Below are 17,705 nucleotides of genomic sequence, written 5' to 3'. Positions count from 1 at the left end.
CGCGCCCTTGCACATAGATGCTTGGCATAAGCCATGGAGAGGGGAACGGAATGCTGAAACGAACGACGACACAATTGGCGATCGCCGCCTTGTTTTCCGTTTGCGCCTCTATGGCCTGCGCGGAAGACCACCCGGAAGCCCTGTGGCTTCGCTACCCGGCGATATCCCCTGATGGCGGTCGCATCGCCTTTTCCTATGGCGGACAGATCTGGACCGTTGCAGCATCCGGCGGCGAGGCCTCGCCTTTGACGGGAGGCCCATGGCATGCCACGCATCCAGTATGGTCACCGGACGGCAAATCCATCGCCTTTGCCGCCGATCGCCACGGTCAGGATGATGTCTTCATCATGCCAGCGGCGGGAGGGCCAATCACACGCCTGACTTACCATTCGGCCAATGATCGGCCGATGAGCTTCACGCCGGATGGCAAGGATGTCGTGTTTTCATCGGCGCGCCTTGGAGATCCAAAGGCAGACGCCACCAATGCCGTTTATGGACTGGCTGGCCTCTATCAGCGGCCCTATGCGGTGCCGGCCACGGGTGGACGGGAAAAGCAACTCCTGCCGACCACCGCGCTCAACCTCAGCTATGGCCCGGATGGCAGGATCCTGTATGAGGACGACCCGTCAATCGTGGAGAATACCTGGCGCAAGCACCATGTCTCAGACGCCAGTCATGATGTCTGGCTCTATGATCCCAAGACCGATCACCATCAGGAATTGACGAATTTTCGCGGAGAAGACCGCGATCCCACTTGGAGCGCCGACGGCAGCCAGTTCTACTGGCTCAGCGAACAGGCTGGCAATTTCAATGTCTGGCGCAAGGGCTTCGACCAGACCGAGCCGCAGCAGGTGACATTCCATGAGCGCTGGCCCGTGCGCTTCCTCTCTTCAGCATCGAACGGGACACTCGCCTATGCCTGGAACGGCGCCATATGGCGGCTTGATCCCGGCGCGGGGGAACCTGTCCGTCTCTCGGTCACGATCGGTCAAGGCAACCTCTATGACACCACGTCCATTCGCGACGTGACCAGTGAGGTGACCCAGATGGCGATTGCCCCGGGCGGCAAGGAGATCGCCTTTGTGGCGCGTGGCGAAATCTTCGTCACCGGCTGGGACAGCAAGGTCACCCACCGCATTACCGACACGGCAGCCCAGGAGCGTGATCCGACATTTTCCGCCGATGGTCGCAGGCTTGCCTATGCCAGCGAGCGGACTGGCAGTTGGGACATTTACGAGACTGCGCTGAAAGAGGGCGACACCGGTGGTTTGTCGGCTCCGGTGGCGCTCGAGGAACACGCCCTGGTCGAGGACGGCGCAGATCTCTTCGCGCCAGCTTACGACCCCGAGGGAAAACGGATCGCCTATCTGCGCAATCGCACCGAATTGCGCGTTCAGGATCTTGCCACGGGCCAATCGCTCACCGTCCAGGCAGGCGACCAGACCTATTCCTACGATGATGGCGATCTTTCGCTGGAATGGAGCCCGGACGGACAGTGGCTCTTATCGCGAACCGGATATTTCAATACCTCGGAGATCGCGCTCATCGCAGCGGACGGCTTGGCAAGCCATAACCTCAGCCAGAACGGCTTCGTCGATCTCCAGCCGCACTTCAGTGATGATGGTTCAGCCGTGCTTTGGGTTTCGGATCGCTATGGCCTGCGCTCTACCGAGGGAAAATCTCAGGAAATGGATGTCATGGGGGTCTTTCTCACCCGCGATGGCTGGGAAAATCTTCATCAGACAGCGGCCGAGCGGAGCCGGTCTACCGGTCGCAGTGAAGCAACGGGCGATCAAAGGATCGTGCCGGAGCTGGATGGCATCCGCGAGCGGACGACAAGGTTGACGCCGCGCTCCGGAGATTATCCGAGCTACCGCCTCCTGAGCGACAACACATCCTTTGTCACGATCTCGCCGACACCCACTGGAACCGCCGAGGCACGGGTGCGCGACCTCACCAGCGGCGCTGACCGGAAGATATTCGAGATCCCGGCAGCCAATGTCTTTGCAGCAGAGATCGATCCGGAAGGAAAGGCGATCTTCGTCATGACGCCCGGCACGATCACGCGCTATGATCTGGCCAGCGGCGCATCGCAGGCGGTCGCCTATCACGCCGAAATCGACCGCAGCATCCGGTCCGAGGTCGATTACATCATTCGCTCCAACTGGCGTGCGACGGACCAGACCTTTTACCGGGACGACATGCAGGGCACCGACTGGAACGGGGTGCGCGATCACTATCTTGCCTTTGCACCCTATATTTCCCATTGGGAAGATCTCGCCGAACTGCTGGGCGAGATGGACGGCGAACTGAATGCCTCGCATCAGAATCCCAGCTATGCGGCAACCAACCCGCTGGCGGACGCAACGGGTGTGCTCGGGCTTTATTATGACGCCGACCATAGTGGCGAAGGCATGAAAATCCTTGAAGTCATGCCGGGCGGACCTTCAGATCGCAAGAACAGCCCTCTGGTCCCCGGGGCGACCATACTCGCAGTCGACGGCGCGCCCATCGCCGCCGACATGGGCATCGAGCGGCTGCTCAATCGCAAGGCCGGCAAGGAGGTTCGGCTCACTGTCGAGGCTGCAGATGGTGGCCAAAAGGTAGAGACGATCGTGACGCCGATCACGACTGCTGAGGAGTTTTCGCTGGCCTACCAACGCTGGGTCAACAAGCGCCGGTCCATGGTTCAGGAACTGTCCGGCGGGCGGTTGGGCTATATTCATCTCAGCCTGATGATGACCGATCCCTATCGCGCTGCCTTTGGCGACCTGTTCGGTCTTCATCCCGACGCTGAGGCCGTGGTCGTCGACATCAGGGCGAATGGCGGCGGCAACCTCCATGATGAGCTCATCATCATGCTCACGGGCTCGGCTGACGCCGTCAACAGGGCGCGCGACGGCCATGTGGTGACGCACTATCCGCTGGGACGGTGGGCAAAGCCCAGCATTCTGCTGCAGAATGCCGGCAGCTATTCGGACGCCTCGGTCTTTCCCATGCTCTACAAGAAGAAAGGTATCGGCAAGATCGTCGGCGATCGCACGCCCGGCACGGGCACGGCTGTCAGTGAAGTGCAGCAACTGCAATCAGGACTGCGCTACCGGGTGCCCGAACTCGGCTTTCAGCTTAATGATGGCACCTGGTTCGAGAACACCGAGATCGAGCCTGACATTCTGGTTCACAACGATCCCAATAGTGTTGCCGAAGGGCGCGACTCGCAGCTCGAAGCCGCTGTGAAGGCCATGCTGGAACAGTTGAAATAGTAAGGGGCGCACAAGGAGGAGATCGCGCGTGCTGGAAGACAAGACGGCCTCTGACACGAGCACCCGCATCATCCTGTCCCTGGTCACGCTCGTCCTCTGGACAGGCGTGACATTCTTCGGTGCCCAGCTTCTCTATCCGCCTGAGATTTCACTGGATGAGTTGATCTCGAGAAACATTGCCTGGCATATCCTGTTTGCCTGCATTCTGCTTTTGCTCGTGATCGTTTGGCGCGGATGGCGTGATATGGGTTTTCGCCATTCCAGACCCGGGACACTGCGGCTGCTCTGGCTACCCGCTGTTCTGATTGGTATTCTACTTGCCGCGGCCGTCCTCATCGGGCTTCCGCCTGTTGGCGTCATTGCGCTGCTCCTGGCAAATGCGCTTCTCGTTGGCTTTTCAGAAGAGGTGATGTTCCGGGGCATTCTCTATCGAGCCCTGCTCACGCGGTTTTCCATCTGGCCCGCAATTATCCTGACCACGGCCGGGTTCGGGGCTGTCCACGTCTTGAACGGTCTCATTACCGGAGATTTTGGAGCATCGACGATCCAGGCGCTGACCGCCGCGAGCACCGGCATTCTCCTGATCGCGATCCTGATCCGGACCGGCTCCATCTGGCCCTCGATCATCGTCCATGCGCTCTGGGATTGGGCCACTTTTCTTCTTATGCTGGCGGTCAAGGCCCAGGCGCCGATCACAGGCATGGAGCAGACGACGGAGGCCACCAGCCAATCGTCGCTCATCGGCCAGGTCGTCATTCCCGTCGCGGTGGTTCTGCCGGGCTTGCTCTATGGATTGTGGCTCCTGCGGGGAGTTCGAGGCACCGAACGTGGGAGTCTCTGATACAGTGACCGCTTTCCTCTCCCGGAATAGAGTTGTGGCTCGCCCTATCGCTGCTCAGCCATAAATCGAGAGTGGCGCGTTCTCTCTGTGGCCAATGTGGCCATAGGAGAACTGAAATGGGGATCTCACAATATGATCCTGGCGCACTGGGCCGACCGGCCTGGAACGCGGGCAAACAAGTTGGCGTAAAGAAGCCCTTGAAGCAGCGCCAAATCTGGGCAGTCCGCTTCTTCCTCGACCGTGAAGGAAGGATGCGAGATCGAGAGCTGTTCGATCTTGCCATCGACAGCAAGCTACGCGGTTGTGATCTGGTAAAGCTGAAAATCGGGACACTGGTCACAGGGCACGACGTTCGAACTCGTGCGATGGTCGTTCCGCAGAAGACTGGACGTCCCGTGCAGTTCGAAATTACGGCAGAGGTCAGAGCTAGTCTGCTTGCCGGGCATCAACAACGGGGCGGAACTGTCGATGACTATGCCCTTCCCAGTCGCGTCGACCAGGCTGACCATCTCAGCACTCGGCAATACGCCCGGCTGGTCGACGAGTGGGTGACGGCGATCGGGCTTCGTCGGGAGGATTACGGCATGCATTCCCTGCGGCGAACAAAGGCTGCGATGATCTACAAGGCCACCGGCAACCTTCGAGCGATCCAGATCCTGCTTGGCCACACCAAGATCGAGAACACAGTCGGATACCTCGGCGTCGACATTGAGGACGCACTGGAACTGGCCGAGCGGACTGAAATCTGACAGGCGTCTCACGTTCAGACTAAGGGCCGCTTCTGAGGGGCCAGATGTGATATGTCCGCTTCTGTTCCTCGCGCGGCAGAATCGGACAGTCTCCCCACGGCCCCCTTGTGGCCATCGATCGCGGGTCCCAGCCAGTTTTCTCCGCCTTCTGCGAACAGGACAGGTCGCATAGATAACAGCGACCGAGATCGTCCACGTTGTTGAGAAGACGCCACTTTTTCGTGCGGGAGATGGTCGCAGATTTGGATTGGAAAATCGGTCAAAGATGAATTTGGCTGGGGAACCTGGATTCGAACCAAGATTAACGGAGTCAGAGTCCGTCGTTCTACCGTTGAACTATTCCCCAGCAGGGGATCGCGGAAGCCGCGATCTGTCGGTGAGCGGGCTTATAAACAAAAAAAGATGCAGTTGCAAATAGCTGAAATCAAAAAAATGCGGTCTTTTTATCGAGCCCTCGATCGCGGCATGGGCGGCTGGGCGCCACGCGGAAAAACAGGTTGGCGAAAATCGCCTGCGCTGGTATGGTTTGCCCAACGAAAGCAATGGATCGCCAGCAGCATGCCTCAATGGCCTTGCGCGGCGAATAAGGACTTGAAAAGTGACAGACCCCGATCGCGGCCCGGTGCCGCAAGTCGAGGGGGCGTCGGCGGAAAAGCGTGCAAAGGGCCAGTCCCGACGCCGCAAGAAGGCCAAGCGGAAGGGGGCAATGCCGCCCGCCGCTCAGCCGCATTCCGTGGAGAATCGGGCTCAAGCGCCCGACTCGTCCGGACGTTCCGAAGCCGGTGACCACCGTGCAACCCGCAAGCGAAAGCGGCGTCGCAAGGGCGGTGCGGCCAAACTCAACCCATCATCGACGGAAGGCCAGGCTCAGTCTGCCGCGACAGCGCCAGCCCATGGTGACACGTCGAAACCGGAACAGAGCCCGGGCAAGAAGCGTCGCCGCAGTCGTAATCGCAAAAACCGCCATGTCCGGCCGCTGGCACCGGCAGGCGTCTCGCAGACCTCTGCAAGGTCGGGCGATGTCGCTGTAAAGGAGACACCGCAAGCACCAGACAGGGCGGAGCTGCCGGCAAGACGTCCATCCAGCCAGACTGCCGCACCGTTCCAAAGCGACCAGGATCTCTATGCCGCACTTGACCTGGGCACCAATAATTGCCGCCTGTTGATTGCAGCGCCCACCCGCCCGGGGCAGTTCCGTGTGGTCGATGCCTTTTCGCGTATCGTGCGCCTGGGTGAGGGGCTTGGCACATCGAGCAGGCTATCCGACGAGGCCATGGACCGTTCGGTCGAGGCGCTCAAGGTCTGTGCCGGCAAACTGGCAGGCCGCCCGATCCGCCGCATGCGCTTGATCGCAACAGAGGCCTGCCGCGCGGCAGAAAACGGCGAGCTGTTCCTCACCCGCGTGACCGAAGAAACCGGGCTCGAGCTTGAAATCATCAATCGCGAAACCGAGGCGCGTCTGGCCGTGTCCGGTTGTTCTTCGCTGGTTGGTCGTGAAGCGCGCTCTGTCGTGCTCTTCGATATCGGCGGCGGCTCGTCCGAGATCGCTGTTATTCGGATCGGCGACAATCGCTCCAGCCGGCTTGCCAATCACATTACCCACTGGACCTCGTTGCCGGTCGGTGTGGTCACGCTGTCGGAACGCCATGGCGGGCGAGACGTGACGCCCACGGTCTTCGAGGCCATGGTCTCGGAAGTGGCCGGCATGCTGGGCAAGTTCGAATCCCCGTCACCGCAAGACGATCCCCATCATGCGTCCGGTTTTCATTTGATCGGCACCTCCGGCACGGTGACGACACTTGCAGGCGTCCATCTCGATCTGCCGCGCTACGATCGCCGCCGGGTGGACGGGCTGTGGCTGTCGGATGACGAAGTCTCGGCCATGCAGGCAAAGCTTCTGTCCTGGGATTATGCCGGCCGTGCCGCCAATCCGTGCATCGGGCCGGATCGCGCCGATCTGGTGCTGGCCGGCTGTGCCATTCTGGAAGCCATCCGCAGGCGCTGGCCGTCGACCCGCATGCGGGTGGCCGACCGTGGCTTGCGTGAGGGTCTGCTGACCGACATGATGGCCGATGATGGAGTGTGGCGGCGCAATCGCCACCGCGTCAGACAATTCCGCGAGCGGGAGCATTGAGATGACCAAACCACCAGTGGCCAACAGCCGCACAGGCCGCAAGCTTGGCCAGCGGGTCAAGAAGGGCAAGCTCAAGGCCTCGTCCAGACGCTGGATCGAACGCCACATCAACGATCCCTATGTGCAGCGCGCCAAGCTCGAGGGCTACCGCGCCCGTGCCGCCTTCAAGCTGCTCGAAATTGACGAGAAGCACCAGATTTTGAAAGGTGCCAAGCGCATCATCGATCTGGGGGCGGCACCCGGCAGCTGGTCGCAGATCGCCGCCAAGGTCACCGATTCCACCGATGAGGATATCCGTGTCGCCGCCATCGACTTTCTGGAAATGGCACCGCTTCCCGGCGTCACCATCCTGCAGCTCGACTTTCTCGATGACGATGCGCCTAACCAGTTGAAGACGGCCATCGGTGGCGCACCCAACCTGGTGCTGTCGGATATGGCGGCCCCCACCACGGGTCACCACAAGACCGACCATTTGCGCACCATGCATCTGTGCGAGGTCGCCGCCTATTTCGCCATCGATGTTCTGGCGGTGGGTGGCCACTTCCTCGCCAAGACCTTCCAGGGCGGGACCGAGAAGGACCTGCTGGATCTGTTGAAGAAGAATTTCAAGCAGGTCATTCACGTGAAGCCCGGTGCCTCGCGGGCGGAATCGGTGGAGATGTTCCTGCTCGCCAAGGGCTTCAAGGGACGTCATCCCCATGCTGTCGAAGGTGAAGCCAGTGAAGAGGGAGCCTGAGGGGCAAGGGCGGGGGGCGACGACACGGCATGCTGTTATACATCACCCTTGGCACCAACGATCTGGAGCGGGCACGCCGGTTTTATGATCCGCTGTTGGCAACGCTTGGCTACAGCTTCATCCGGGGCGACGATACCGAGATCGGTTATGCCGGTGAAGGCGATACCCGCTGTCGGCTTTGGGTGACGAAACCCTTCGACGGCAAAGCGGCCACTTTCGGAAACGGCACTTCTATTGCGCTCGATGCGCCTGACCGCGCGGCCGTCGATGCCTTCTATGCAGCGGGCCTTGCCCATGGCGGAACGGATGAGGGGGCGCCGGGTCTGAGACCGTTTCACGCGCATTTCTACGCCTGTTATCTCCGCGATCCCGATGGCAACAAGCTGTCGGCGGTGTGCGAACGGTCGGTTTGAGCTTGCCGTCACCGGGCTATTTTATTTGACGGCGGTGTTGTCCTCAAGGGGATCGCGCAGATGACCGGAGACGGCCGAGCCTGCATTGCGGGCCAGCCCCAGCACCGGAATTGCAGCCAGCAGCGAAAGCCCCGCCACCACGGCAAAGGCCATATGGAAATCTCCCAGCTGAAGTTCGCCGCCGCGCAGATGCGTGCTGGTTTCCAGAATGGCTGCCGCCAGCGCCACGCCGAGCGCCAGACTGACCTGCTGCAAGACCGATGATGTCGATGTCGCCTGGCTTGCATCGTCGTCGCGCACATCGGCATAGCCAAGCGCATTGATGCCGGTAAAGAAGAACGAGCGGCAAAAGCCGGCGACCAGAAGGAAGGTCATGATCACGGCATAGGATGTGCCCGGCATGAAGAAGGCATTGGCCGCCGTGGTTGCAGCGCCCATGACGGCGGCCATCAGCAGAGTGGTTCGAAAACCGGCAGCCGCAAAGACGCGTTTGGCCATGAACTTGGTGGTGATTGCGCCGATCGCCCCGATAAAGGTGGTCATGCCCGACTGGAAGGGCGTGAGGCCAAACCCGATCTGCAGCATCAGCGGCATCAGGAAGGGAATGGCGCCGCCGGCGGTGCGGAAGATCGCGCCTGCCACCACGGCTGTGCGGAAGGTGGCATTGGAAAACAGGCTGAGCGCCAGAAGCGGCGCAGGGTGGCGCCGCGCATGCGCAACGTAAAGAAAGGCCGCCAGGAGACCGATCAGGGTCGCGCCGATACCGATGGCGGGCGGCAGCGCTGGCAGGCTGACGACAGACAGGCCAAAGACGATGCCGGATGCTGCGACACTGACATAGAAGAAGCCCAGGAGATCGATCGGCGGCGTTGCCCTTGACGGCACGTCCGGCAGGTAAAGCGATGCGAGCCAGATGCCGGCAAAGCCGATGGGCACATTGATCAGGAAAATCCAGTGCCAGCTGAAATAGGTGGTGATGAAACCGCCGATCGGCGGACCGGTCAGCGGCCCGACAAGGGCCGGGATGGTCAATAGCGCCATGGCCGACACCAGCTCGGAGCGCTGCGTCGTGCGCAAGAGAACCAGTCGCCCGACAGGCGTCATCATCGCCCCGCCCATGCCCTGCAGGAAGCGCGACAGGACGAAGAACAACAGCGAGCCAGACACCGCGCACAACACGGACCCGATGATGAACACCATGATGGCCAGACGGAAAATGCGTTTGGCGCCATACCTGTCCGCCATCCATCCGCTGACGGGAATGAAGATCGCCAGCGCCACCATATAGGCCGTCAGCGCCAGCTTCAGCGTGATCGGCCCCACCTGAAGATCGGCGGCAATGGCCGGCAAGGCAGTGGCGATCACGGTCGAGTCCATCTGCTCCATGAAAAGTGCGACGGCAAGAATGAGTGGAACAATGCGGTTCATGGATGAAGGCAAAACCATTTGCGGGCGGATCGTTGCGACCTTCTAGACCCAAGCTGTCCTTCTGCCAATGCGGGATCTCTCATTTGAGGCGTTGCTGAATATGTGTCCCGCGCGGCCGCATCTATGCCGTTGATCAAAACGTGATCGGGCAACCATCACGTCTGTGTGAGACGCGGCAAAAGCGGTCTTGCGGTTGGAACGGCTTTGAAGCTCTGATCGTTACCCATGGATTGAATCAAGAACGGAGGACGCGATGTTTACATTGAACCGCAGAACGATGCTCGGTGGAGCGGGGCTTGCAGCACTGTCTGCGCCCATGCTGATGACCCGGGCAGCCTTTGCGCAAGGGGCCACGAGTTCCGCCAATATCGACCACGCCATGCCGCCCGAAACCCATAGGTTCAAGGTCGGCACTTTCGATATCGTCGTGGTCAAGGATGGGGCAAAAGCGTTTGAAGACCCGGGCAAGACCTTCGGCACCGACCAGCCTGAGGAAAAGGTCGCCGAGTTGCTGGAAGCCAATTTCCTGCCCACGGACCAGTTCGTCAACAGCTTCTCGCCCGTGCTGGTCAATACCGGCTCGGAGGTCGTTCTGTTTGACACAGGTCTCGGTGAAGGTGCCCGCGCAGGCGGGATGGGCCGTCTGACCGAAGGGTTGATGGCCGCGGGCTATGCGCCGGAGGATGTCTCCATCGTCGTCATTACCCACATGCATGGCGACCATATCGGAGGCCTGATGGAGAAGGGCGCGCCCGCTTTCCCCAATGCGCGCTACGTGACCGGCCAGAAGGAATATGATTTCTGGGTCGATCCGGCCCGCGAGGGAACCGCTGCCGAAGGTGGTCACAAGTCTGTGCTGGAAAAGGTAAAGCCGCTCGCCGAGAAGATGACCTTCATCAAGGGCGGAGACGATGTCGTCACCGGCATATCCGGCATGGATGCCTTTGGCCACACGCCGGGTCACATGATCTATCGGCTGGAATCGGATGGGCGTCAGCTGTTGCTGACGGCAGACACGGCCAACCATTTCGTGCTGTCGTTACAGCGTCCCGATTGGGAGGTGCGCTTCGATATGGACAAGACAGCCGCTGCCGAAAGCCGCAAGAACGTGTTCGATATGGTCGCCAATGACCGGATGGCCTTCCTGGGCTACCACATGCCGTTCCCGGCTGCGGGCTATGTCGAGCCGCTCGACACCGGTTACCGTTTTGTGCCGAAGAGCTATCAGTTCGAAATCTGATCGCGAAGGGAGCCCGGTCGTCAGCGGCCGGGCTCGACGCCTGTCAGGCGAGGAGTTCTTCTGTCGCCTTGTGAAGGAGTTCGTCCAGCCGGGTTGTGATTTCCTGATCATCGACCAGCACGCCGGCGGCGGCCAGATCGCGCTGCAGCTTTTCCAGCAGCCGGCGCGGTTCATTGACCTGATATGTCGCGAGATCGCGGGCATAGGTGTCGGCATCATTGAGCCCGATGACATTGGCAGCCCAGCGGCCCATCATCGCATTGCGACGCGCATGCGCCTTGAACATGAGTTCCTGTTGATGTGCAAATTGGTTTTCGAGCGCTTTGGCGCGCTTTCTCAGTGCAGTCATAACCAGTCCCCGTTTCTTGTTGTCGTTATCGGTCCCCTTTGATCGACCGTACGCAAAGCCTAGCCGAGACCCATTCAGGCTCCGTCTATTCGATCCCTAAAATTTTAGCGATAAGGCACGGTTCTCAGGCCTTTTTTGGTATCTGGGGATGGTGGCGCCCAGCAAGCGGTGGAAAGCGTTTTGCTATTCCCTTCCTGTCATAGACGTGTTACCAGCCCTCGCCAACTTCCAAGCAAAATGCAGGAAAGTGAACCGGACGATCAGTCGCGGAGCGGACCCTGCATTTCCCAAGACGAGGAATTTTGGCATGGCACGCATAGTAGAGACTGCAACAGGCGCAGAAGCGCTGACCTTCGACGATGTTCTCCTTCAACCGGGACATTCGGAAGTCATGCCGGGCCAGACCGACATCTCCACCCGCGTTGCAAAAGACATCGACCTTTCCCTGCCGATCATCTCGTCTGCGATGGACACGGTCACTGAAAGCCGGCTTGCGATTGCCATGGCGCAATCGGGTGGCATGGGCGTTATCCACCGTAACCTGACACCAGCCGAACAGGCCGAGGAAGTTCGCCAGGTCAAGAAGTTCGAAAGCGGCATGGTGGTCAATCCCGTCACCATCGGTCCGAATGCGACGCTGGCTGAAGCGCTGTCGCTGATGAAGGCGCATGGCATTTCCGGTATTCCTGTCGTCGAAGGTGACAGCCGTCCCGGCAAGCTCGTCGGCATTCTCACCAACCGCGATGTGCGCTTTGCCTCCAATCCGGATCAGAAGATCTATGAACTGATGACAAAGGAGAACCTGATCACGGTCAACGAAAGCGTTGATCAGCAGGAGGCCAAGCGTCTGCTCCATACCCATCGCATCGAAAAGCTGGTGGTGATCGACAGTGAACGCCGTTGCATCGGCCTGATCACCGTCAAGGACATTGAAAAGAGCCAGCTCAACCCCAACGCCGCCAAGGATGCCCAGGGCCGCCTTCGCGTTGCTGCCGCCATTTCCACGGGCGACGACGGCCGCGAACGCGCCGAGCGCCTGATCGATGCCGGTGTGGACGTGATCGTTGTCGATACCGCCCACGGTCATTCGCAAAAGGTTCTGGATGCCGTTCTGGCAACCAAGCGCATGTCGAACGCCGTGCGCATCATCGCCGGCAATGTGGCAACGGCAGAAGGCACAAGAGCTTTGATCGATGCCGGTGCAGATTGCATCAAGGTCGGCATCGGCCCCGGCTCGATCTGCACCACACGCGTGGTTGCAGGCGTTGGCGTTCCGCAGCTGGCAGCCGTCATGGCTGCTGCGGAAGAAGGTGCAAAGCACGGTATTCCGGTGATCGCCGATGGCGGTATCAAATTCTCCGGCGACATGGCCAAGGCGATCGCTGCCGGCGCATCCGCCGTCATGGTCGGTTCGCTTCTGGCCGGCACCGATGAAAGCCCGGGCGAAGTCTATCTCTATCAGGGCCGTTCGTTCAAAGCCTATCGCGGCATGGGCTCCGTCGGTGCCATGGCACGCGGCTCCGCTGACCGCTACTTCCAGGCCGAAGTGCGCGATACGTTGAAGCTGGTGCCGGAAGGCATTGAAGGTCAGGTCCCCTACAAGGGACCTGTATCGGCTGTTCTGCATCAGCTCGCCGGCGGTCTGAAGGCTGCCATGGGCTATGTCGGCGGCAAGGACATCAAGGACTTCCAGGAGAAGGCCACCTTCGTTCGCATTTCCGGTGCTGGCCTGCGCGAAAGCCATCCGCATGGCGTGACCATCACCCGCGAAAGCCCCAACTATCCGGGCGCATGATCCTCTGATATTGACAAGGCCCGTCTGCACGCGTTGCAGGCGGGCCTTTTTGCGTCTTCAGTTTGAGTTGGGTATTTTCAATGACCGGATTTGAGATTTTCTGGCCGATCCTGGCCCAGGTGTTTCTCGTCTACACGCTCTACGGACTGCTGCGCCTGCGCCGGGTCAAGCTGCGCGGCGATGGCAAGCTTACCGAGGAGGCCACCGGTTCAGGCGCGGGCGAACCGCCCGAAAGCCAGAATGTGAAGCGGTGTATCGCCAATCAATTCGAAGCGCCGGTTCTGTTTTATCTGTGTTGTGTGCTGCTTTATATCGCCGAGGCGGATTCCCTGCCCGCCGTTGTGCTTGCCTGGGTCTTCGTGGCGACCCGCTATGCGCATGCCTTCGTCATGGTCACCAGCAACCGGCAGTCGCTGCGCTATCCGGCCTTTCTGGTCGGCTTTGCAACCATGGGCCTGATGTGGATCTGGCTTGGTGTCTGGATGGTCAATTCGTAAGCTGGCCGCATCCCGGTCATGGAGCCTTGGTCTGCGGGGGCGGTTTGATAGCCGCATAAGACTGCTGGCACGCGGCATGAAAGACGGTAACGGGAAATTGTAGGATCGGGCTGCGCAACTGTCATAATGTAGGGTCAGAATGGTTCAGGGTCGTTCGGACACCACAGGGAGGATATCATGGACAAGCCGAAGGTCACTCAGGCGATGATTGCCGCCTATGACGAATACACGCATCTGACGCTGGATAGGCGCGGGTTCATGGAAAAGCTGACCATGCTGGCAGGGTCAGGTGCGGCAGCTGCCGCCGTTGCCCCATTGCTGGCCGCCAGCAAGGCCAAGGCGGCCATGGTCTCCGAGGGCGATGACCGGCTGACGGCTGACAATATCACCTGGCCCGGTGCCGATGGTGTCGAGATGAAGGGCTATCTGGTAATGCCGAAGGATCGGATAGCACCGATGCCCGGCGTCATGGTCATTCACGAAAACCGTGGGCTCAACCCGCATATTCGCGATGTGGCCCGTCGTCTGGCGCTGGAGGGGTTCGTGGCGCTGGCTCCGGACTTCCTGTCGCCCAATGGCGGCACGCCCGAGAACGAAGATCAGGCCCGCGAAATGTTCTCCACGCTCGACATGGGCGTGACCGTCGACAATGCCACCGCCACCCGCGCCTTTCTGGCGAAGAACGATGCGGTCAACGGCAAGGTCGGTGCCATCGGTTTTTGCTGGGGCGGCGGCATGGTCAACCGGCTGGCGGTTGCCGATCCTGATCTGGGTGCCGGCGTTGCCTATTACGGCGCACAGCCCACGGGAGCGGATGTGGCCAAGATCGAGGCGCCATTATTGCTGCACTATGCCGGCCTCGACGACCGCATCAATGCCGGTATCGACGCTTACAAGGCAGCGTTGGATAGCAATCAGAAAACCTATGAAATCTTTGTCTATGACGGTGTCAATCACGCGTTCAACAATGACACCTCGTCGGCCCGCTATGACAAGGCGGCAAGCGATTTGGCATGGTCGCGCACGGTTGAGTTCCTGAAGTCCAATCTCGATTAGGCAGGGTCTGGCCGGCACCGTGCCGGCTGCAGATGGTCTTTCGGATCCGGTTGAAAGGGTGGCGAGATTGTTTCGCCACCTTTTTTGTTTTTGCCCAAACGCCGATGGACGAAATTTAATCTGAAGATCGCGCGATTAAACTAGAGAAGTGACGGATCGGGACCCATATATGTTGCAGTGCCGCATGGAGTTGTCCGATGTCAGAACGTCCAGAACAGAATGTCTTCGTCCTGCAAGGTGGTGGTGCACTGGGCGCTTATCAGGCCGGTGCCTTCGAAGCTCTCCATCAACAGGGTGTCGAACCCTCCTGGCTGGCGGGCATCTCGATCGGGGCGATCAATTCCGCAATCATAGCCGGTAGCCCCTACGAAAAACGGGTCGAGAACCTCAGGTCTTTCTGGGACATGGTATCGTCCGGCATCAGCTCGACCTTTGCTCCACATGATCCGGCAATGCGCCGTCAGTTCAATTCTCAGTCCGCATTGATGTCAGCGGTCACCGGCGTGCCCGGTTTCTTTTCACCCAGGCTCTATACACCGTATCAGCTGGCGCTGAACCCTGACAGCCTGATCAGCTTTTACGATACCGAGCCTTTGCTGCAAACGCTGGAAAATCTCGTCGACTTCGATCTGCTGAATGATGGAAAAACGCGTGTCAGCTTAGGAGCTGTGAATGTGACATCGGGCAATTTTGCCTATTTCGACACGATGCGCACCCAGATCACGGCACGCCATATTGCTGCCTCCGGTGCCTTGCCACCCGGCTTTCCGCCGATCGAGATCGACGGCCATCATTATTGGGATGGCGGCCTCGTCTCCAACACGCCGCTTCAATATGTGCTGGCAGCGACCGGCATCGAAACGGATCTCTGCATTTTCCAGGTTGATCTGTTCAGTGCGCGTGGTGCCATGCCGAAGGATCAGCTCGAGGTCGAGAGCCGCACCAAGGAAATTCGTTATTCCTCGCGGACGCGCATGAATACCAACGAGTTTGCCAAGAAACAGCTGGCCCGGCGCGCCGCCAATCGCCTCCTCGACAAGCTTCCGGCTGAATTCGAGGACGATGACGATGTGCGTCTGCTGCGTTCTCTCGGTATCGACTACGACGTGACGATTGTCCATCTCATCCACCGCCGTGCGGCGGCGTCATTTCACGCCAGCGACGCCGAGTTTTCCCGCGCCTCCATCACCGATCACTGGAAGGCCGGCTACGACAATGTGATGACCACGCTCAAGCATCCTCGCTGGAAGGGAAGAGGCCGTCCCAAAGACGGCATCCAGATTTTCGATCTTGCCGGACATGACGAAGACCGGCACTAACTGCCGGACGCAAGACGCTGCCAGCGCTCGATGCGCCGACCGTCCTGCCATCCGGCGCCAAAGGAGCATGACGATGAAACTGCAAGGAAAAGTCTGCCTCATCACCGGGGCCGCAAGCGGCATCGGAGCCGCTATCGCCAAGCGTTACGTGGAGGAGGGTGCCAAGGTCGTGATCGCCGACCTCAAGGCCGATGCCGCGAACGCCAAGGCCAGGGAACTGACCGATATGGGCCCGGGCGAGGCCATGGGCGTGGTGATGGATGTCACCGATGAAGACGCCGTCAATGCCGGTATCGCCAAGACGGTCGAGACCTGGGGCTCAATCGACGTTCTCGTGTCCAATGCCGGAATTCAGATCGTCTATCCAATCGAGGATTTCCCCTTTTCCGACTGGAAGAAGATGCTCGCCATTCATCTCGATGGTGCCTTTCTGACCACCAAGGCCTGCATGCCGCATATGAAGAAGCAGGGCGGCGGCGCCGTCATCTATATGGGCTCGGTTCACTCCCACGAGGCTTCGCCACTGAAATCGGCCTATGTCACGGCCAAGCATGGCCTGTTGGGGCTTGCCCGCGTGGTCGCCAAGGAAGGCGGCAAATACGGCGTGCGTTCCAATGTCATCTGCCCTGGCTTTGTGCGCACTCCGCTCGTTGAAAAGCAGATCCCCGAACAGGCCAAGGAACTCGGCATTTCCGAGGACGAAGTCGTCAAGAAGGTGATGCTGGGCGAAACGGTCGATGGTGAATTCACCACCGTCGAGGATGTCGCCGAGGTCGCGCTGATGTTTGCCGATTTCAAGACCAACGCCCTGACCGGTCAGTCACTGCCTGTCAGCCACGGCTGGTTCATGCAGTAACGGCAGGCATGGCGTCCACCTGAGTGCGGGCAGACGCGCAAAGCGTCGCAGCGCTGCGGATGATCGCCTTTGCCAGTGCATCCATATCCTGGCGTCGCGTATTGGAGCGACGCCAGATCAATCCAATCTCACGGGTCGGTTCCGGATCTGCAAAGGGCACAATGCGGATCGCATTACGCGGTGTTTCCGTTTTCAACGCAATTTCCGGGATCAGCGTCATGCCCATGTCGTGCGATACCATCTGCAACAGCGTGGTCATCGACGTTGCCCCGAAATTGACAAGGCTGCGTTTGCTGGCTGTCTGGCAGACCGCAAGCGCCTGATCTCGCAGGCAATGGCCCTCTTCAAGCAATAGCAGCCGGTTCGGATCGACCTGCGCTTCGGTAAGCGGCGACATCAGCACATCCTCTTCATTGCTGGCGACGGCCATGAAAAAGCGGTCTGTGAACAAAGGCCTTGCTTGCAGCGTATCGCCCTCCAGCGGCAGGGCGGCGACGACCGCATCAAGCCGGCCCTCCAGAAGATCTTCGCGCAGTCTGTCGGTGACCGTTTCCTTCAATTCGATCTCGATGCCGGGATAATGCGCCTTCAGATGCGGAACCAGTTGCGGCACCAGATAGGGGGCGACGGTCGGGATGACGCCGAGACGGATCAAGCCCTCCAGAATGCCGCTCTGCTGGCGCGCGGCTTCCTCGAGCCTGTCAATCCCTCCCAGCACCGTTCGCACATGCTGCAACACTTCAAGCCCCTTGGCCGTCAGCAAGGTATTGTTGCGCGTGCGCTCCACGAGCACAACGCCCAGATGCCGCTCCATTTCCTGAATTTGCGCCGACAGGGCCGGTTGGCTGACATGGGCAAGCGCTGCCGCCTTGCCGAAGTGCAGGGTGGTCGCCAGGGCATCGAAATAGCGCATTTGACGAATGGTAAGCATGATAGGAATATCTTATCGATATTCCCATTAAATACAATTGGAGATTATGGATGTGCTGGAGGATAGTGCTGACCAAGCCTCATGAAGGCGGCAGCGAC

15 protein-coding genes and 1 tRNA gene are annotated in these 17,705 nt (G+C 59.9%); 12 read left to right on the top strand and 4 right to left on the bottom strand.

Annotated elements, in window-relative coordinates:
- Positions 1–50: 50 nt before the first annotated feature.
- The 3 genes from ACWPM9_RS16990 to ACWPM9_RS16980 all read left to right on the top strand — a co-directional run bounded on the left by ACWPM9_RS16990 (position 51) and on the right by ACWPM9_RS16980 (position 4,853).
- Entirely contained in the window at positions 51–3,263 is a 3,213-nt protein-coding gene (locus tag ACWPM9_RS16990; RefSeq protein ID WP_484755921.1) for a S41 family peptidase, read from the top strand.
- 28 nt (positions 3,264–3,291) lie between these two features.
- Positions 3,292–4,104 carry a CPBP family intramembrane glutamic endopeptidase gene (locus ACWPM9_RS16985; protein WP_484755920.1) on the top strand — a complete coding sequence of 271 codons (813 nt, stop codon included), beginning with the start codon at positions 3,292–3,294 and terminating at the stop codon, positions 4,102–4,104.
- Between the two features lie 116 nt (positions 4,105–4,220).
- Positions 4,221–4,853, top strand: a complete 633-nt coding sequence (locus ACWPM9_RS16980; RefSeq protein WP_484755919.1) for a tyrosine-type recombinase/integrase — start codon at positions 4,221–4,223, stop codon at positions 4,851–4,853.
- Positions 4,854–5,125: 272 nt separating this feature from the next.
- Here the strand turns inward: ACWPM9_RS16980 and ACWPM9_RS16975 are convergent.
- A tRNA-Gln gene (locus ACWPM9_RS16975) sits at positions 5,126–5,199 on the bottom strand.
- A 252-nt stretch (positions 5,200–5,451) separates the two neighbouring features.
- Here ACWPM9_RS16975 and ACWPM9_RS16970 point away from each other — a divergent pair.
- From ACWPM9_RS16970 to ACWPM9_RS16960, 3 genes are read left to right on the top strand one after another with little or no spacing between them, the layout of a single operon-like run.
- The gene (locus tag ACWPM9_RS16970; protein WP_484755918.1) at positions 5,452–6,987 is read left to right on the top strand and encodes a Ppx/GppA phosphatase family protein; all 1,536 of its coding nucleotides are present in this window, start codon (positions 5,452–5,454) and stop codon (positions 6,985–6,987) included.
- A gap of 1 nt (position 6,988) precedes the next feature.
- Positions 6,989–7,723 carry an RlmE family RNA methyltransferase gene (locus ACWPM9_RS16965; RefSeq protein ID WP_428185780.1) on the top strand — a complete coding sequence of 245 codons (735 nt, stop codon included), beginning with the start codon at positions 6,989–6,991 and terminating at the stop codon, positions 7,721–7,723.
- 29 nt (positions 7,724–7,752) lie between these two features.
- On the top strand, positions 7,753–8,136 hold the full coding sequence (locus tag ACWPM9_RS16960) for a VOC family protein (protein WP_428185779.1): 384 nt from the start codon (positions 7,753–7,755) through the stop codon (positions 8,134–8,136).
- Between the two features lie 21 nt (positions 8,137–8,157).
- Here the strand turns inward: ACWPM9_RS16960 and ACWPM9_RS16955 are convergent, their stop codons facing one another.
- A complete protein-coding gene (locus ACWPM9_RS16955) occupies positions 8,158–9,564 on the bottom strand; it encodes an MFS transporter (RefSeq protein WP_484755917.1) in 1,407 nt (468 codons plus the stop codon).
- 253 nt (positions 9,565–9,817) lie between these two features.
- Between ACWPM9_RS16955 and ACWPM9_RS16950 the strand changes: the two genes are divergently transcribed.
- Positions 9,818–10,804, top strand: a complete 987-nt coding sequence (locus ACWPM9_RS16950) for an MBL fold metallo-hydrolase (protein ID WP_484755916.1) — start codon at positions 9,818–9,820, stop codon at positions 10,802–10,804.
- Between the two features lie 43 nt (positions 10,805–10,847).
- Here the strand turns inward: ACWPM9_RS16950 and ACWPM9_RS16945 are convergent, their stop codons facing one another.
- Positions 10,848–11,153 carry a DUF1476 domain-containing protein gene (locus ACWPM9_RS16945; RefSeq protein ID WP_428185776.1) on the bottom strand — a complete coding sequence of 102 codons (306 nt, stop codon included), beginning with the start codon at positions 11,151–11,153 and terminating at the stop codon, positions 10,848–10,850.
- A 307-nt stretch (positions 11,154–11,460) separates the two neighbouring features.
- Here ACWPM9_RS16945 and guaB point away from each other — a divergent pair, with 307 nt between their 5' ends.
- The 5 genes from guaB (at position 11,461) to ACWPM9_RS16920 (ending at position 16,676) form a co-directional block, all read left to right on the top strand.
- The gene (gene guaB / locus ACWPM9_RS16940) at positions 11,461–12,948 is read left to right on the top strand and encodes an IMP dehydrogenase (RefSeq protein WP_428185775.1); all 1,488 of its coding nucleotides are present in this window, start codon (positions 11,461–11,463) and stop codon (positions 12,946–12,948) included.
- Between the two features lie 80 nt (positions 12,949–13,028).
- Positions 13,029–13,445 carry an MAPEG family protein gene (locus tag ACWPM9_RS16935; protein WP_484755915.1) on the top strand — a complete coding sequence of 139 codons (417 nt, stop codon included), beginning with the start codon at positions 13,029–13,031 and terminating at the stop codon, positions 13,443–13,445.
- 177 nt (positions 13,446–13,622) lie between these two features.
- Positions 13,623–14,501, top strand: coding sequence for a dienelactone hydrolase family protein (locus ACWPM9_RS16930; protein ID WP_484755914.1), 879 nt, complete (start codon positions 13,623–13,625; stop codon positions 14,499–14,501).
- Between the two features lie 197 nt (positions 14,502–14,698).
- Positions 14,699–15,820, top strand: coding sequence for a DUF3734 domain-containing protein (locus tag ACWPM9_RS16925; protein WP_484755913.1), 1,122 nt, complete (start codon positions 14,699–14,701; stop codon positions 15,818–15,820).
- A gap of 73 nt (positions 15,821–15,893) precedes the next feature.
- Positions 15,894–16,676, top strand: coding sequence for a 3-hydroxybutyrate dehydrogenase (locus ACWPM9_RS16920; RefSeq protein WP_484755912.1), 783 nt, complete (start codon positions 15,894–15,896; stop codon positions 16,674–16,676).
- On the opposite strand, the gene ACWPM9_RS16915 is transcribed toward ACWPM9_RS16920, so the two are convergent.
- Complete coding sequence (locus ACWPM9_RS16915; RefSeq protein WP_428185770.1) at positions 16,666–17,607, bottom strand: hydrogen peroxide-inducible genes activator; 942 nt, start codon at positions 17,605–17,607, stop codon at positions 16,666–16,668. The two genes, ACWPM9_RS16920 and ACWPM9_RS16915, sit on opposite strands and share 11 nt — an antisense overlap.
- Between the last annotated feature and the right edge of the window lie 98 nt (positions 17,608–17,705).

The sequence above is a fragment of the Agrobacterium sp. H141 genome (assembly GCF_057158725.1).
The sequence above is the reverse complement of the archived record's forward strand: the minus strand, read 5'-3'. Positions and strand labels throughout refer to the sequence as shown.

Bases quoted from the DNA above. Each gene is read 5' to 3' on its own strand.
- ACWPM9_RS16990 (WP_484755921.1), top strand. From the start codon at position 51: ATGCTGAAACGAACGACGACACAATTGGCGATCGCCGCCTTGTTTTCC.
- ACWPM9_RS16980 (WP_484755919.1), top strand. From the start codon at position 4,221: ATGGGGATCTCACAATATGATCCTGGCGCACTGGGCCGACCGGCCTGG.
- ACWPM9_RS16965 (WP_428185780.1), top strand. From the start codon at position 6,989: ATGACCAAACCACCAGTGGCCAACAGCCGCACAGGCCGCAAGCTTGGC.
- ACWPM9_RS16960 (WP_428185779.1), top strand. From the start codon at position 7,753: ATGCTGTTATACATCACCCTTGGCACCAACGATCTGGAGCGGGCACGC.
- ACWPM9_RS16955 (WP_484755917.1), bottom strand. From the start codon at position 9,564: ATGAACCGCATTGTTCCACTCATTCTTGCCGTCGCACTTTTCATGGAG.
- ACWPM9_RS16950 (WP_484755916.1), top strand. From the start codon at position 9,818: ATGTTTACATTGAACCGCAGAACGATGCTCGGTGGAGCGGGGCTTGCA.
- ACWPM9_RS16945 (WP_428185776.1), bottom strand. From the start codon at position 11,153: ATGACTGCACTGAGAAAGCGCGCCAAAGCGCTCGAAAACCAATTTGCA.
- guaB (WP_428185775.1), top strand. From the start codon at position 11,461: ATGGCACGCATAGTAGAGACTGCAACAGGCGCAGAAGCGCTGACCTTC.
- ACWPM9_RS16935 (WP_484755915.1), top strand. From the start codon at position 13,029: ATGACCGGATTTGAGATTTTCTGGCCGATCCTGGCCCAGGTGTTTCTC.
- ACWPM9_RS16930 (WP_484755914.1), top strand. From the start codon at position 13,623: ATGGACAAGCCGAAGGTCACTCAGGCGATGATTGCCGCCTATGACGAA.
- ACWPM9_RS16925 (WP_484755913.1), top strand. From the start codon at position 14,699: ATGTCAGAACGTCCAGAACAGAATGTCTTCGTCCTGCAAGGTGGTGGT.
- ACWPM9_RS16920 (WP_484755912.1), top strand. From the start codon at position 15,894: ATGAAACTGCAAGGAAAAGTCTGCCTCATCACCGGGGCCGCAAGCGGC.
- ACWPM9_RS16915 (WP_428185770.1), bottom strand. From the start codon at position 17,607: ATGCTTACCATTCGTCAAATGCGCTATTTCGATGCCCTGGCGACCACC.